Annotated in this window: 12 protein-coding genes and 1 pseudogene; 8 read left to right on the top strand and 5 right to left on the bottom strand. The window is 56.8% G+C overall.

The window, feature by feature from the left end; genetic code table 11:
* The first annotated feature begins 145 nt into the window (after positions 1–145).
* The 7 genes and pseudogenes from WB650_RS00065 to WB650_RS00035 all read left to right on the top strand — a co-directional run bounded on the left by WB650_RS00065 (position 146) and on the right by WB650_RS00035 (position 7,604).
* Positions 146–715, top strand: a complete 570-nt coding sequence (locus WB650_RS00065; protein ID WP_422301264.1) for a DUF1329 domain-containing protein — start codon at positions 146–148, stop codon at positions 713–715.
* A pseudogene (locus tag WB650_RS00060) lies at positions 681–776 on the top strand (hypothetical protein); the annotation flags it as partial. The gene WB650_RS00065 and the pseudogene WB650_RS00060, both read left to right, overlap by 35 nt.
* Positions 777–788: 12 nt before the next feature.
* Positions 789–1,271: a hypothetical protein gene (locus WB650_RS00055; protein WP_422301367.1), complete on the top strand. Its 483-nt coding sequence runs from the start codon at positions 789–791 to the stop codon at positions 1,269–1,271.
* A 9-nt stretch (positions 1,272–1,280) separates the two neighbouring features.
* On the top strand, positions 1,281–3,488 hold the full coding sequence (locus WB650_RS00050) for an FAD-dependent oxidoreductase (RefSeq protein WP_423958954.1): 2,208 nt from the start codon (positions 1,281–1,283) through the stop codon (positions 3,486–3,488).
* Between the two features lie 18 nt (positions 3,489–3,506).
* Positions 3,507–4,226, top strand: coding sequence for a hypothetical protein (locus tag WB650_RS00045; protein WP_422301268.1), 720 nt, complete (start codon positions 3,507–3,509; stop codon positions 4,224–4,226).
* A gap of 51 nt (positions 4,227–4,277) precedes the next feature.
* The gene (locus WB650_RS00040; RefSeq protein ID WP_422301363.1) at positions 4,278–5,276 is read left to right on the top strand and encodes a polyprenyl synthetase family protein; all 999 of its coding nucleotides are present in this window, start codon (positions 4,278–4,280) and stop codon (positions 5,274–5,276) included.
* Positions 5,277–5,285: 9 nt separating this feature from the next.
* Positions 5,286–7,604, top strand: coding sequence for a hypothetical protein (locus WB650_RS00035; protein WP_423958952.1), 2,319 nt, complete (start codon positions 5,286–5,288; stop codon positions 7,602–7,604).
* A gap of 26 nt (positions 7,605–7,630) precedes the next feature.
* Here the strand turns inward: WB650_RS00035 and WB650_RS00030 are convergent, their stop codons facing one another.
* On the bottom strand, positions 7,631–8,632 hold the full coding sequence (locus WB650_RS00030; protein ID WP_422301271.1) for an NAD-dependent epimerase/dehydratase family protein: 1,002 nt from the start codon (positions 8,630–8,632) through the stop codon (positions 7,631–7,633).
* 14 nt (positions 8,633–8,646) lie between these two features.
* Positions 8,647–12,033 carry an ATP-binding protein gene (locus WB650_RS00025; protein ID WP_422301273.1) on the bottom strand — a complete coding sequence of 1,129 codons (3,387 nt, stop codon included), beginning with the start codon at positions 12,031–12,033 and terminating at the stop codon, positions 8,647–8,649.
* A gap of 224 nt (positions 12,034–12,257) precedes the next feature.
* Between WB650_RS00025 and WB650_RS00020 the strand changes: the two genes are divergently transcribed.
* Complete coding sequence (locus tag WB650_RS00020; protein ID WP_422301275.1) at positions 12,258–12,989, top strand: SDR family NAD(P)-dependent oxidoreductase; 732 nt, start codon at positions 12,258–12,260, stop codon at positions 12,987–12,989.
* Between the two features lie 13 nt (positions 12,990–13,002).
* Here the strand turns inward: WB650_RS00020 and WB650_RS00015 are convergent, their stop codons facing one another.
* The 3 genes from WB650_RS00015 to pcaG all read right to left on the bottom strand — a co-directional run.
* Positions 13,003–14,136 (bottom strand): 5-methyltetrahydropteroyltriglutamate--homocysteine S-methyltransferase, encoded by a 1,134-nt coding sequence (locus WB650_RS00015; RefSeq protein ID WP_422301277.1) that lies wholly within the window; start codon positions 14,134–14,136, stop codon positions 13,003–13,005.
* A gap of 25 nt (positions 14,137–14,161) precedes the next feature.
* Complete coding sequence (pcaB, locus tag WB650_RS00010) at positions 14,162–15,517, bottom strand: 3-carboxy-cis,cis-muconate cycloisomerase (RefSeq protein WP_422301279.1); 1,356 nt, start codon at positions 15,515–15,517, stop codon at positions 14,162–14,164.
* Positions 15,514–16,008, bottom strand: a 495-nt coding sequence (gene pcaG / locus WB650_RS00005) for a protocatechuate 3,4-dioxygenase subunit alpha (RefSeq protein ID WP_423958949.1), incomplete at its 5' end; no start/stop codon positions are given. The genes pcaB and pcaG, both read right to left, overlap by 4 nt.

Raw genomic sequence — 16,008 nt, 5'->3', positions numbered from 1 at the left:
ATTTGTCGGCTTATTCCGCTACGATTTCAATTGACTCACCGTTTTAGCTCTACAAACGAGAGCTGGTCCATTGATTGCTTGATAACTGGGCTCGATAAATCCACCGACGTTTCCAACCTATGCTTGGGAATATGAGGCAACCCCTATGAGAACCGGGAAAAATCTTCTCCCACTCCTGACCATCGCAATGATGGTCGCACTACCTTCCTACAGTTCAGCCGCGCAGGTGAGTGTAACAACCACAGCGACTATCGACTCTGTGCAGCCTACGGATACAATCCGGCCGGACGAAACGATTACCACTACGAATGCTTCGGTTGCCCAAGCGTACTTGAGTCCGGGCAGCTACGTGCTGGTGACGCGAGGAGTCCCGGTTCGTATCGTCGCTTCGAGCCGGCTTGATTGGCCACCACCATACCGAGTCGCAACCGAAAGGTATTCGCCGCAGGTCACCCTGAGTGCGGATGGGTCGCTCAACGGATACGTCGCTGGTCTCCCGTTTCCTTTGCTCGATGCGAACGATCCTGCGATAGCTACCAAGATAATCTGGAACTACACCTATCGGCCGATGTATTCGGACGACTTCGACATTCGCTATCCGGAAATGGCCACCTATTCTCCATGGAACGACTCAACTCCGGTGAACTACTTCATCGTGGGGCACATGGCGCAGTACAACAATGTCGGACGGGTTGAAGTACCGCCGATCCCTTGAACCTTCAGCAATGAACGGTTACGGGTTGCTTCGATTTCGTTACATAGATCCGAACCGAGCCGATGACATCTGGATGTACAATCGTGAGGCCCGACGGCTGCGGCGCGAAACCGAGTCGTCCCAATCGGATCCGATAGCATCACCGCCGACCTTTGGCGCAGGTGAAGGCGGCGGGACATTCGCGGGCGTGGCAAATAGTCCGGTGGCGGCTTTTGCCAACAACGTGGATTCGGATTCGCTCTTTGGCTTTTCCGCGAATCCCGCCAACTTCGACTATCGATTTCTTGGCGAGCGGCGAATGCTGGCGCCGGCGCTGTGGACAATGCGTTCTTTACAACCGGGAACCTGGAGCTCGCGAGCAGTCACCCGTAGTCGGAGAACGCTCGAAAATAAACCTTGCGATAGCAAGGGGCTGGCGGCTGTGCCGACGTCGATAGGGGCGTCGGCACAGTGCTATCTAGCACGGTCGCCGACCGGCATCATCACGGTTGACGTACTCGCGCGTATATTAGATGTTTCGTTCGGTTGCGCGAGCGCCGAGGATCCGATTGCGTGAGGAAATGGTTTGCCCAAACAGAAGCCGATCAGAGTTGCCGTCATAGGTGGCGGATGCGCTGCGATCTCCGCTGCTTTCGAACTGAGCCGCCCCGCGCACAAGGGCAAATACCAGGTAACAATCTATCAACTCGGCTGGCGACTTGGCGGCAAAGGAGCTTCGGGGCGCGGTCCAGCCGATAGAATCGAAGAACACGGGCTTCACCTATGGATGGGATCCTACGAGAATGCATTTCGGCTGATACGCGAATGCTACGTGGAGTTGAAGCGCGATCGGCGCAAATGCAGAATCGCAGATTGGCGCGACGCATTCTCGCCAGCGCCCTTCATCGGCCTCGCCAAGCGGTCGCGCAACGGCACCTATTGGAATTTTTTATCGTACTTCCCCCCAGGCGACGGCCTCCCTGGTGATCCTATCGACGAGAACGATCCATTTACCGTCACATCCTATCTCGCGCGTACAGCCAGCATCGTGCGGACGCTGCTGCTCGCGGTGCAAGCGGGCCGAAGCGGCAGAACTTCGACAAACGAAGGGGGCGCCACTTACCAAGCGGGACCGTCGCATAAGTCAATGCCGAACAGTGGCGAATCCGCTGATGATCCTGCTAAGCGTATAGCACGCCTCCTGAGGTTAGGCCTGATTGCGACGACCGCCGGCCTGATCGAAGCAGTCGAAATGCTCGAGACGCTGCTTGCCCCGCGTTTGACTTATCCATTAGATGGGATCGCGCAGCTTCTGGAAGTCATAGCATCGAGTGCTCGCCGTCAAATCGAGGCGATGATTGAGAACGACCCCGAGTTGCTTGTGTTATGGCAAGGAATCGATTTGGCGATGGCATCGATGCGCGGGATTCTGCGCTTCGGGCTGATTTCGGATCCGCGAGGTTTCGATGCGATCAACGACTACGACTTTCGCGAGTGGTTGCGAATCAACGGCGCGTCGGACAAGTCGCTCGAGTCGCCATTTATCCGCGGAGCTTACGATCTGGTTTTCGCCTATGAGAATGGCGACTATCAGCGTCCGCGACACGGTGCGGGAGTTGCGCTACGCGGCGCATTGCGAATGCTATTCAGCTCGCGCGGCGCGATCTTTTGGAAGATGCATGCCGGCATGGGAGACACAGTCTTTGCGCCGATGTACGAGTTACTCAAAAAGCGGGGAGTAGGTTTCAGATTTTTCCATCGCTTGGAAAGAGTTAGGTTGGCGGATCCCGCGGATCTTGCGCCGGGAGAGCGCGCCTACGTCAAAGCGTTGGAGTTCGATGTCCAGGCAAAAGTCAGAAACGGAAAGGAATACGAACCGCTGATCGACGTAGACGGACTACCGTGTTGGCCGTCGCGGCCAGACTACTCGCAGTTGATCGACGGCAGTAGTTTCGAAAGCGAAAAACGGGATTTTGAATCGCATTGGGACCGCAGACGCATCGCGACAAGGATCTTGCGTGTGGCCGAAGATTTCGATTTCGTCGTGCTGGGAGTGGGATTGGGAGCTATTCCATATGTGTGTCAAGAGCTTATAGAACGCGATGAGCGCTGGCGCGATATGGTGAAGCATTTGAAAACTGTTAACACCCAAGCGTATCAGATCTGGCTTCGCGAAGATATGGAACAGCTAGGATGGAACGACCCACCGCTGGCGCTGTCGGCATTCGTGCAACCCTTCGAGACCTGGGCGGACATGAGCCATCTGATCCGCGAGGAGCGGTGGAAGGTAAGCCCAAAGGCCATCGCTTACTTCTGCAGCGTACTGAAAGATCCTCTATCGCCGCGCGAAGTGTCTGCTGACAATTACCTCGTGCAGCGGCGATTAGAGGTGCGGGAAAACGCAATTCGTTATCTCAATCGTGAGATCGGTCAGCTATGGCCTAAGGCGACGACGCAGCAGGGAAAATTCAAGTGGGACTTATTGATCGATTCTAACGAGAAAGCACCCGGCCGTAGAGCTTGCGCCGGCGATGAAGCTCGTTTTGACTCCCAGTATTGGACGGCAAATGTGAATCCCAGCGAACGGTATGTCCTTTCGCTGCCCGGCACCCAGAAATATCGAATCTCACCACTCGATAACACATACGATAACCTTACAATAGCGGGCGACTGGACGACGTGCGGGCTGGATGCAGGATGCGTCGAAGCGGCCGTCATTTCCGGCAGGCTTGCGGCACACGCGATTTCATCTTCACCTGCACTTGAAGACATAGTCGCCTTCGACCATCCTTGAGACTTTGCCAGGTGGAACATGAGCGTTCGCAAACGACTTCATCGCGTTGATCCGGCGCGAGTTGGACCTAGTCGCGATTTCTCCAAACTCTACAGCCGTCAGGATTCCTTGAACGGAACTCATCCTGCCAGGCCAGTCCCGGCCGATCCGCCGCGGAAAGCCGGCGGCGGTCCGTTGGCGAAGGGCGTCGAACTGGCGTACAGCGTGATCGACAAGTATATCGCCGAGGGACGGCGAACCGCCCAAGGCCTCAGCAGTCAGCCTTATGCGACCCGCGCGACAAACGACAATTTGCAAGACGTTCTCGAACGCACGTTGCGGTTCCAGGCTGAGATGCTTCCACTCTGGATCGAGACGCTGGCGACCTTGGTGAAGGTAGATCCGTCGCGAAACGGTCAAGCGCCGCCGCCCGAAGCCAAGCCACCGCCTGTTAACGGTAAGAACACCAACACGATGGCGGTATCCATCGAAGTAGTCTCGGTCCGACCCGTCCAGGTGTCAATTGAACTCCAGCCGAACTCCGAGGCTCAGTCACTCGTTTCGCTGGGCTTGCACGCAATCGATTCCAACAAGCCAGCACTGAGAGATATCAGCTTAGTACCCGACGAGGTTCCGGGCCGGATTAAACTGCGCCTTCAAATTCTGGACAGTCAACCTGCCGGTATCTACTCTGGCGTAATCGTGAATCGAAACAGCGGCGACGTTCGAGGAACGCTGAGCATTCGAATTGCTGACTAAGGAACTGGCTATAACCCGTTGAGCGCTACCACATCATCGCTAGTCCACGAGATGCTGCGTGAATACGGGGATCTCACCCGCGCTGCTCTCATCAAATACCTGCCATCCAGGGAACCGAGGCGCTACCTGTATGATCTACTGAGTGATTATCCGCAACGCGGCGGGAAAATGATGCGCTCTAGCATGTGCATCGCGGCAGCGCGTCTGTTCGGCGCGCCACTCGAGAATGCTATGCAGACGGCAGTCGCGATCGAGATGCTGCACAACGCGCTACTTATCCATGACGATATCGAAGACGGAAGCGAGAAGCGGCGCGGCCGTCCGACTTTGCATCTTCTGCACGGCGTGCCACTCGCGCTCAATGCCGGCGACACTTTGACACTCATGAGCTTCAAACCGTTGCTCGACAATCGAGCCCGGATCGGCGAACGGCTTACCATCCGAATTATCGAAGAGACCCAGCGAATGGCCCGTGAGTGTGCAGAGGGGCAGGCCATGGAACTCGGGTGGCGCCGATACAACACAACTGAAATCGACGACGCTGACTACATGGAAATGGTACTGAAGAAGACCTGTTGGCTGGCGACGATTTATCCGGTTCGCGTCGGTGCATTGATCGGGAGCCGCGACTCAGTGGATCTGGATCCTTTCGTGCGTTACGGATTTTTTCTCGGTGCCGCGTTTCAGATCCAGGACGATCTGCTCAACCTTGTGGGGGACGACGGCTATGGCAAGGAGATTGACGGCGATATCTGGGAAGGCAAGCGAACGCTGATGTTGATTCGTACCATACAAGAATCAACCAGAAAGGAGCGCGCGCGGCTATCGGAAATCCTTTGCAGGCCGAGAGAAGAACGAGCACCTTCGGAGGTCCGGTGGATACGCAAGCTGATGGATAAGTATGGATGCACAGAGTATGCGCGCCAGATAGCACATGGATTGGCGGGCGCCGCTCTGCACGAATACTCACTCGTTAGCGCCGGACTGCCCGATTCACGCGACAAAAGATTTCTCGAACAAATGGCCACGTGGGTGATCGAACGGAACTAGGGGGAATCTATGGCGAAGAAAAAGCGCCGGACGAATCGAAGATCTAAGCCTGTCGGCACTATCCTGCCTGAATACAACCTGGCGCTCGGTGAATTTCTAGCTCTACCGGCGCATCTGGAGCAGAAATACAGCGACGTGGTGACGCAGATATTTCCGCTGAAAGCCAGCATGAACCGGCTCCAGGAATTTTGCGATAGCTATCTCAACCTGGACGAGGAATTACCGCTTCACTTCAAGCCCGCGGTTCCATGGGTCTTGATGCAGGTCGTTGACTACGGGGAGATGGCTACTACATCGAGAAATCTAGGATGGTTTTCGCAGCATGAGCTGGCATTTGGCGTACCGCTTAGATGCTACAAGAAGGACAAGAACGAGTGGGTATTCGTCGACTGGGCGATGGTATTTCCATTTATATTCGTGGATAACCCACTTTCATTATCCGGTGGTCGAAAGATCTATGGGTGGTCAAAGTCTGCAATCAAGCTCGACGCCTCCCCATCGATTTTCGAGGCGGGCAACGCGCGCCGCCTGGCTAGCATCAGCCTCGTGACGTCGGGCACTAACTACGGTGAAGCCTCGGACATTGAGGAGTTTCTCCAGATCTTTCAACGCCGGGCTTTCGTGTCGGCAAGCTCGGCTCTGACCGATCTTTTCAGCGCGATTCCGCGGGCAATAGCCGGTTCGGTAACAGCTGCCTACAGCATTTTCGAAACTGCAGGCCTTTTCCCGGTGGGCTACTCCGATCGCGATCTGAAGTCTCTGGAGGAGATGTTGTCGCGCTTTTACGGACTGGCGAACTCGATTGCCCCTCGTTCTTTCCGCGCACCTCCGGAAAATGCAGCATCCCGTCAGCCCTCGGATCAAGGTGCTGTGGTAGCTCCCTTCAACATTGTCACTATGAAGCAAATCCGCGACGTGCATAGTTCCTCGGCTGCATGCTTTCAAGCCCTTGTCGGATCCAGGATGCAAATCGAGAGAACGATCGATGGTGGCTCTCTTTTCGATCCGCTTGCGGGTGATATTTCCGGCGGAATTTACATCAACCTACTCAATAGCGTAGCTCAGCCGATCGTGCGGACTCTCGGACTTGAGACTTCTGAATATTCGAGCATCGGAGGGAAGCCTGCATCGACACTGCGACCTACGATGCCATTCTGGCTAAAGATGGACTTGGGCTATGGGCTGGCTTACTCGCAATGCTGGCGCACAAATACCACCACATGGTCTAGTGGCGATTCGCTCAAACAAATACCGCGCAGAGAGATCGCGTATCTGAATCTGGGAAGCGGTGCAAGTGAGGAGGTGAGCGGTCCTTACCATTTCCCGGAAATGACGCTCCGCGTGATGCCTCTTAGAGCGAACAAAGACACGCTACAAGACCTGGTCGATAGGTACCTGCAGAATGATTTCTTCAAGTTTGAAGTTTCGGGTCAGATCAAGGACGCTTATGGATCACACTCGGTCGTATGTCTCATAGGTACCAACTTCGAAGGGATGACTGCAGCCGGCGACAAAGACACCAGGTATTCAGATCGTGAACTGGCTTTCGCGGTGCCGGTGTCATGGTGGGAAAAGCGCAATCCTCGCATCAAGCGCCCGGCGTTAATCCCGCTGTATATTTTCGCAGGTACCGATTGGAATGCTGTAACGTCGTACGAAGTGTATGGGCAGCTATCTCTCAAGTCGAAACTAGTTAATCCGGATATTTCCTGGCTGGTCGGAGTCACGAGGTCGCCCGAACCCGACCCGCTAGTGACTGTCGAGACCGAGCTCTTTCCTGAACTCGGCAGAAGTCAGGAAGCACAGGATATGCGCGTGCTCGAAATTCTTTCTGCACCGGGAACACCAGCTCGGGGTTCAATAGTAACTTATTTGAAGCAGCTCGGGCTGAGTCACTTCCTGACTGGAAACGAGTTTCACAGCATATCACTAAAACAGGTCATGGACGCGGAAGACTGCGCTCTGGCGAATTACCAATCGCTGGTAGCACTGCTTCGGCAATTCACAGGAATCAAAGACTCTTCTGGAAACCCGGCTACAGGCCTGCTTGCACCGCTGTCGATCAGAGTCTTCGACTATCCAACTTTCCCAATCGTTGGAACCCTTGGACTTGTACCGGAGCAATGCGATAGCACTGGCGCATACCCGATATATACATTGAACCCAATCGATCCATTCTGGGTCTCAGGTGTGATGATAGGAGATACCGGCCAGGAAATGTGTTCGCGTGTGGGAACCGCCTGGCGACGCAACACGATATTTGACGCGACCATCGCAAACGGCAATACTCGGACCCCAGGCACTCCGCAGCGCGGGAAAAAGAAATAGTGACATGACAGTACCGAGTGATGGCTTCAACAATAGCCAATCTGGCGATACCATTTGATGGCATCCACCAGAGTCTCAGTAAGAGGCCACGGAGTTATGCCAAGCTGCTGTAACTCGTTGCCGGAGACCAGGTAATCGAACAAAGTGGCCATCATCATACCTCCTGCGGGCAGCAGGGTCTTCTCGCCGATCGTGCCTAGCACCAGTTCCATAGCGTAAGCACCGGCAAGTGCTACAGTTGTCGGCGTCGACATCCTGGGGCTAGGTACACCGCCAATCTTGCAGATCAGCGAATACAGTTCCCCGGTAGAGATGTCGTGACCGCTCATCTGTATTGGCTCGCCGTAGCGTTCCCCCTCAATGGCGGCACAGATTGCAGCAGCCACATCGCGCACGTCGATCACGTTCAGCGTCTGGCCGATGGATGAAGGTATCTCCCCGCTTAGCAGTAACGGAATCGTGCAAAGTCGGCGATCGTGCAAGTCCCATGGGCCCAGGCAGTAGGTCGGATTAGCGATGATGACTTGGATTCCTCGCCGACTCGCGTCAAGGATTTGCGACTCGATCAGCTCCTTTATTTCAAAGTAAGGATGCGCGAGCCGCATCGCCTGATGCTGGAAGCGCTGCGCGCTCGTGCGAGGACGCACGCCAGTAACAAAAGATCCTACGTATACAAGCCGAGCCTTGTGCCTGCGTAGCGCGTCGAGCATCAGTCGCGTTCGTCGCTCGGCATGCGAGATTGGATCCTTGCCGGCCTCGGTCAGGAGCGAAAATACATTGAGGGGATAAGGTGCGGCGGCATCAACGACCAAGTCGTGGCCCGCTATCCATTTGTCAAGCTGCCCCGGAGTTTCAATGTCTCCCGACAGATAGCGTACCGGCAGCTCAGATAAGTTTGCGGGTGAAGTACTTCGACGGCTGCACGCGCTGACCCGGTAGTTCCTATCCAGAAAAGCACGAACGATCGCGTTACCTATATGCCCCGATGCGCCGATAACGAGAGCGTTGATGGTAGAGCGTCGCGCCACGACGTAAATCGGCTTCAGCGATCGAGTGTGGGAATAGGACTCTTGGTATCAGAAACAGACACTGAGGTTGAATTGAGATCGACCAGAATGGCTTTCGCGGATACGAGCTCCGGCCAATCAAATCCTTCGGTGAACCAGTCATGAATCGGTTGCAACAGGCGACGTGCCTCTGAATGTCTTCTGTTTTTCATGAGCATGCGACTCAGACTGGTGGCCGCGCGCAATTCCAAAGTTTTCGCACCGCGATCGCGAGCGATTTCGATAGCCTTGAGGAAACTCTCTTCAGCCTCGGACTCGGTCTTGGTTACAATGGCTGAAGTGGAAGAGCCACGCGCCGCTTGCTTCAGCTTCAATTCACCATGAATCCGATGTATCTCAGATTCAACGTATCGCTCATCGTTGCGTTCCATCAAATCGCGCGCTTCGGCGAGCAATGCCGATGCTACGTCCAGGAGTCCGAGATTGCCCATAGCCTCTGCTATCTCGGATCGAGCCCAGGTATGCGCCAGCTCGTAGCCGGCGGCAGAGAACCCCCCTGGACTGCCCCCGCCAGCAGTCATCTGATCTATTTTTCCCTGGGCTGCCGACCCGATCACACGATACGCAATCAGCGACTCTGCAAAAAAAGAAAATCCGTACTCTTTTGTAAGCGTGAGACCTTCAGCTATTACTCTTTCCGCGCCTGCATAGTCACGGCGCATCGAGTAGTACTTCCCGATCATCGAGAGGCACCAGGTCAGGGTGAATGGATATCCCAGGTCGCGGGCAAGCTTGATGGCTTCTCGCGCCTTTTTCTCGGCTTGATCTGGATAGCCCAGAATCCAAAGTGTCATCGCGTCGAAGCTGTGACAACTCACGCAAGGATCTTGTCCGAATTGAAGCGCCAGCGCTCGGTGCTTTTGCTGATCGTACAGCCCGCGACCTCGTTCGAGACTGGCATGCGCTTCGGCGAATTGACCCTTGAAAAATCGGCTGCAACCCGAGGCCCAATCAGCCTGAATGAGCATCCCGTCATTCTGCATGCGCGGCGCGAGACGAGTCATTTCCTCCGTGTAACTGATTGCCATAGTGTGCTCACCGCGAACCAGGTGATAGCTCCATAGTCCGGAAAGCACCGAGAATAGGCTGAGATCATCGTCAACGCTCTGGCACAACTCATGGGCACGCCTGTAGGTGCTTCCCATTTCAGGGGCATACCAACCTTTAGTGGCGAGCAGCGCCAAGCCGTAGTCAATTTGTATATCGAGTTCCCGCCGCGCTCGCTCTTGTGAATAGGGCAACACTTTGAGCAGCTCCAGAGCATTCTGAAAGTAACGAAGTGCTCCTTCATAAGCACTCTGCTTGAGTGCGTGTCGAGCGGCCAGCGCCAAGTACCGAACAGTCTTATCGGGATCGGCGGTGCGGCCTGCTTGCCACAGGTGATGCGCGAGATTTCCGGCTTGATCCTCGAGGGCATTGGCGTGAACGCGCTCGATTGCACTTACTACATTGAGATGAAGCCGTTGACGACGCGGCGCCGATAAGTCGTTCAGGACTGCATTCCGAATAAGCTCGTGGGAAAATTGAAAGCTCGCCTCCGGGTATCCCAAGGTCGAGTATATCAGTCCTGACTTTTCTACTTCTTCGACGGAATCCAGCAGTGAGTCCGCATCTATGTTGGTTGAGGCCTCTAGCAGCTCGAAAGTGAACGATCGACCTATGACCGCTGCGGGGCCGAGGATTTTTCGCGCTTCTTCGCTTAGTCGGGCGAGCCGCCGTCCTATTACCAGACGCAGGCTTTGCGGCACGTCAACCTCGGCGATATTGAGATCGCGACGAAACTCCCCGCTTGCATCCATAAGCTTGCCGCGCTCAACCAGATGGCGGAACAGCTCTTCAACGAAGAAAGGATTGCCGCTAGTGCCCGAGTAGATAAGGTTCACGATATCCTGCGGAGGCTCTTTTCCGCTTAGCGCGCTGATCATTTGAGAGACCGCGCTCTGCGACAGGCCTCTCAGGCTGATCCGCTCGAGCATGTGGATGCGGAGTAACTCATCGAGAGTTTGTGCCATTGGTCCGGCGGGGTCGACCTCGTTATCGCGAAAGGTCCCTAGTATCAGAACCGGAAGTTTCGAGATCGACCGCGCAATATGATTGAGCAGCGATAGGGTACCTTCGTCGGCCCAATGCAGGTCTTCGAAGAGCATCAGGATAGGACCACTCGCCGCAGTCCTTCCTAGAAGTTCCACGACCGCATTGAAGAGGATCCTACGCGATTGTTCCGGAGAGAGTTCAAGCGGCGGCGGAATGTCGGGAAAAAGGCGGCGTAGCTGAGGCATCAAGCGTGCCATCTCTCCCGCGTCATTCCCGAGTGCGGTTCGGAAGGCGTCCAGGCTTGTCGACTGAGCCATCGCGGACTCTAGAATTTCGACGAACGGGCTGAAGGGGAGAGAATTCTCGCGATCGTAACAACTGCCTACCAGCGTAACGAATCCTCGAGCCGAAGCCTCGGCCGCGAACTCGGCGGCAATTCGGGTCTTGCCAACGCCAAGCACACCTCCGATCATCACGACCCCACCTTCGCCGCCGAGTGCACGCTCGAGCATTCGGCGCAGGACCGAACGCTCCGCCTCTCTGCCGACAAATGTGGTGCGCTCAGCGAGCGACTGCACGAGGCTGGTTTCGGGCCGGGAAAAAACCGGAGCGCTGATTTCAGCGGCTGCCAGGGGCTGGGCGGCCGCATCCAGATAGAATCGCCAGGTTATAGGAGTACGAGGATTGGCAAGATAACAACTGAACGATCCAGTCCTGATGGATCGATCCAGTAATTCGCCCAGTTGGCCGTTATGCTCGGAAATTTTCTGGAGCGCCGACTTGATCGCACGGGTCACGTTGAGCCGCGCGCGCTCGGCTGCCGATCCTGCGCGCCGGTCTCGCCCGCCAAGACCAACTGCGCGAGCTATCTCGCGATGGAGAAAATCAATCTCGGACTCAATCTGAGCGGCGCGCGTCTCATCACCGCGCTCACGCAAGTCGTCGAGTTCCTCGCGAAGATCGACGAGTCTGCGGTGGTAATCCTGCTTGGCTTTGGCGTCGAGCATCTCGCCGGAATCGCCAAGTCCACCGACGCTGACAGTCGCATCGCCGAGTAGCGAAGTCTTGTCCGCGCTCTCGAGTTCGGCAGCGCTACTTCCTCCGGGACTGCTCAGGAGATCCAGTGAGTGAAATTCTTCGCCGGGATGCTGCAGCAGCCGTTGAATGTAGCCGAGTCCTTTTACGTCCTTCAGCGAGAAGCTGCTATTGCCGTAGCCGAGGGTCCAGTATTCGCCGCTGCGCGCGAATATGCCAGTCTGCCCGACTGTAACTGGGCGCGACTTGGGATGACTTCGATGCTCGGTTGAACCGCCATCATTTTCTGCCACTCGTATCCCCTCGATCGACCAGCCGCATAGCTCCTGATTCGATTCCGAGACGAGGAGGAATCCTGGAGATGCGCGTCGATACCGCCCCCCAGCGACATAATCTCAAGATGAAGCTACCATCGACATAGATTGGTGTAAAACCGCGCAGAGGCACCTGCGCCAGGCACATTTTGAGATATACAACGAAAGCGTGAATAGCTGGTTGCTGTGGCGCGTGAGGCATTATGGATCCAAACGGAAAGGTAGCGTTAATCACAGGTGGCGCACGAATCGGACAAGTTGTCGCGGCTGCCCTGGCAAACCGTGGATGCTCGCTGTCGTTGACCTACCGCGACTCGCGCGATGCCGCCGAAGCAACTGCGCAAGCGGCGAGCACTGCGGGCGTCAAGGCAACCGTGCTGCGTGCGGACGCGACCAATGAGGCAGAAATCGTCGCGGCCGTGAACGAGACGTTGAAGTCGCTGGGACGCCTCGACATTTTGATCAACATGGCAGCGGTGTATCAGCGAACGCCGAATCCGGACGGCGCACATTGGTCGGCTATCCAGGATGCGAACGCGAAAAGCGCGTTTATGTATTCGATTCACGCGGCGCCATTCATGAAGCACGGCGGCGCGGGGCGGATAATAAACTTTTCAGACTGGCTGCCGGTGACCGGACGCCCACATTACAAGGACTACATTCCGTACTACGTCTCGAAAGCTTCGGTCGCAGCGCTGACAGAGGCGTTGGCGCTGCAGCTTGCGCCAGAAATTCTCGTCAACGCGATCGCGCCCGGTCCCATCCTGGCGCCGCCCAATCTGACCGTCGAAGAAAATGCGCAAGTGATTGAGGCAACGCCGCTGGCGCGATGGGGCGGCGCCGAGGAGATCGCTAAGACGGTGCTGTTCTTCGTGGAGACGGATTTCGTGACGGGCGAATTTATTCGAGTCGACGGTGGCCGTCATCTTTTCTAAAAGTCAGGGCAGGTCAACCCCAAACTTCCTTCGCGATTTCAACCACCAGCGCAAGCTTATCCCGCTGATCCGCTCCAGAGATCTTGTTGCCGGGCGCAGTGCTCGCGAATCCGCATTGCGGACTAATCGAGAGCCGATCAAGTGCGATGAACTTCGAGGCCTCGTCGATCCGGCGCTTGAGTGAGTCTTTCGATTCGAGCTCGGGAAATTTACTCGACACCAGTCCGAGCACGATGGTCTTATTTTTCGGCACCAGCCGAAGCGGTTCGAAACTTCCGGCGCGCGGCGTGTCGTATTCCAGAAAATAGGAGTCGACGTCGATCTTGTTGAACAACGTATCCGCCACGAGATCATAGCTGCCTTCGGCGCTCCAATGACTCTGATTGTTGCCGCGGCAAATGTGCATTGAGAGCTGCAATCCCGCTGGACGTCCGGCAAACGCGCGATTCATCACGTTTGGATAGGTGTCGAGCAGCAGCGTCTGCGCGTCGTCGCCGCGCTTGCGCATCGGCTCCCAGATTCGAGGATCGCTCAATGACGCGAGCGTGGTTTCATCGATTTGCACGTACGTGCACCCGGCATCGGCCAGTGCCTTCAATTCCCGGTGGAATGCGTCGACGATGTCCTCCCAGAAAAGATCAATGTCGGGATACGCGTCCTTGCTGATATTCTCCCGGCCCGCACGGAAGTGGATGATAGTCGGCGATGGAATCGTGATCTTCGGCGTTCTTTTGGTTGCCGCACGGAGAAATTTGAAGTCGTCCACGTGGATCGGGGCATGCCAGCGCATTCGCGCCTGCACCCGCGGGACCAACAGCGGCAACTTGTGGCCTTCGCGGTCGATGAAATAGATTTTATCGATCGACGATGGGTCGTACGCGACCGTACCCCCGCCGAGGCCACGGAAATAGAAGTCCGAATAAAAAATCTCGCGGCGATATTCGCCGTCAGTGATCGACTGAAGTCCGACACTTTCCTGAAACGCCACCGCCTCCCGGATCGATGCGTCTTCAATGGCGCGTAATTCTTCGACAGAGATTTTGCCGGCTGCGCGGTCGGCGCGCGCCTTCAGCAATTCGGCCGGGCGCAGCAGACTGCCGACGTGGTCAGCGCGAAAAGGAGGATCGTGCGGTGCATCGCTGGCCATTTGAAGCCTCCTAGATGAATTGTGTTTATGCGAGCGCGCCGACCCGCGCGACGACTCGGTCGATGAACGCGCCGGCCGACCCAAGGTATTGCGCTGGATCGATGAGTCGCTCTATCTCGGCGTCAGTCAAGAGCGGCCGCAACTCGGAATCGTTGCGAAGGACTTCCGCTAGCGGAACCCGCTCGGCGATCGACTTGTCGCATGCGCGCGCAACAGCTGCGTCAGCGGCGGCACGACCAAGCCTGTCCACGAGCGCGGTCGCGATTGCCTCAGCCATGATCAGTCCACTGGTCATTTCGAGGTTGCGACGCATCCGTTCGGTGTCGACCGTCATGCCTTCCGCAATCGAACGCGCGTGGGCCAACGCGCAGGCGGTCAGCGCCACGCATTGCGGGAGCGCGAGCGACTCGCTTTGCCATGGTCCGGTCGCGCGCTCGTGATCCGCGATCATCGACCCGAACATCACCGGCACCAACGCCTGCACGGCACGAGTCGCCCCGATTATGTACTCGCTCGCGATTGGATTGCGCTTTTGCGGCATCGTGGACGACCCGCCTCGACCTTCTTCGTGCGGCTCGGACACCTCGCCAACTTCGGTTTGCATCATCAAGGTCATGTCGAGCGCAAATTTCGACAGACTTCCGCAAATCAGCGCGAGCAGCGCGGCCGCCTCGGCAAAGCGATCGCGCTGAGCGTGCCACGGCACGTCCGGGACGCCGAGTGCGAGCTCGTGCGCAAGTGCTTCGACGACCGCTGGGCCTTCAGCGCCGAGCGCCGCCAGAGTACCCGCTGCGCCCCCAAACTGGACCACCAGGATTCTCGGCGCCGCCTGATCCAGGCGCTCGAGATGAGTGACTAACGGCGACGCCCACATCGCGCACTTGAGACCGAACGTGGTTGGGACTGCGTGCTGCAGATGAGTGCGGCCGGCGATCGGCACGTCGCGAAACTTAACCGCTGAATCGGCGAGCGCGCGCGCGATCGCGATCAGGTCGCGACGAACTATTGCGAACGCGCGCCGCAGTTGCAGAACGAGCGCCGTGTCCAGAATGTCCTGAGTGGTCGCGCCAAGATGGATGTAGCGCGCAGCTTCGTCGCCTGCGATTCGGCCCAGCTCCTTCACGATCGCGACGACAGGATAACCGACGCGGCGAGTACTATCGGCGATGTAGTCGAGCCGCAAGTTCTCGACCCGCGCCGCGCGGCCAATCGCGTCGGCAATCGGCGCAGGAATCAAACCAAGCTTCGACTCAGCACGCGCAAGGGCAGCCTCGACATCGAGCATGAACTGCAGATGAGCCTTGTCAGAAAACAGCTCGCGGACTTCGTCAGTGCCGTAGAGCGATCCAAAAATTCGAGAGTCGGCCGGATGAATGCTCATACGTCGAAGAACACCGTCTCGTTCTCCCCCTGCAGCACGACATCGAATCGCAAGATGCCAGGTTGATCGATATGCGCAATCATCGTCGATCGTCGTTCGGGCGCGACGGTCTTCAGCACTGCATCGGTGATGTTCAGCGGCTCGTCAGCAAAATAGATCCTCGTGACGAGCCGCTTCAACAGTCCGCGCGCGAAAATCGAAACGTTGATGTGCGGAGCCTGAAGCAGATTGGCGGGGCCGGGAACGGGGCCGGGCTTGATCGTGTAAAAGCGAAATCGTCCGTGCTCGTCAGTCGCAGCGCGACCGAAGCCGTGAAAGTCGGGGTCGAGCAGTTTTTCCTGCGAGTCGTCCGGATGGTCGTAGCGGCCGTCCGCGTTGGCCTGCCACAGTTCGATCATCGCGTCGCTGACGGCTGCGCTATCGCCGTCGAGGACGCGACCTTCAATCGTGATGCGTTCGCCGCGAGTCTTGGGTGTTATCAGCGATTCCTG

The sequence above is a fragment of the Binatus sp. (SeqCode) genome (genome assembly GCF_049584895.1).
Classification (GTDB): domain Bacteria; phylum Desulfobacterota; class Binatia; order Binatales; family Binataceae; genus Binatus.
Note: the sequence above shows the minus strand (reverse complement) of the source record. Positions and strands in the feature narration are given on the sequence as shown.

What these genes read in the sequence shown, in the direction of transcription:
- WB650_RS00020 (WP_422301275.1), top strand. Translation starts at nt 12,258, where the DNA reads ATGGATCCAAACGGAAAGGTAGCGTTAATCACAGGTGGCGCACGAATC.
- WB650_RS00035 (WP_423958952.1), top strand. Translation starts at nt 5,286, where the DNA reads ATGGCGAAGAAAAAGCGCCGGACGAATCGAAGATCTAAGCCTGTCGGC.
- WB650_RS00040 (WP_422301363.1), top strand. Translation starts at nt 4,278, where the DNA reads ATGCTGCGTGAATACGGGGATCTCACCCGCGCTGCTCTCATCAAATAC.
- WB650_RS00055 (WP_422301367.1), top strand. Translation starts at nt 789, where the DNA reads ATGTACAATCGTGAGGCCCGACGGCTGCGGCGCGAAACCGAGTCGTCC.
- pcaB (WP_422301279.1), bottom strand. Translation starts at nt 15,517, where the DNA reads ATGAGCATTCATCCGGCCGACTCTCGAATTTTTGGATCGCTCTACGGC.
- WB650_RS00045 (WP_422301268.1), top strand. Translation starts at nt 3,507, where the DNA reads ATGAGCGTTCGCAAACGACTTCATCGCGTTGATCCGGCGCGAGTTGGA.
- WB650_RS00065 (WP_422301264.1), top strand. Translation starts at nt 146, where the DNA reads ATGAGAACCGGGAAAAATCTTCTCCCACTCCTGACCATCGCAATGATG.
- WB650_RS00015 (WP_422301277.1), bottom strand. Translation starts at nt 14,136, where the DNA reads ATGGCCAGCGATGCACCGCACGATCCTCCTTTTCGCGCTGACCACGTC.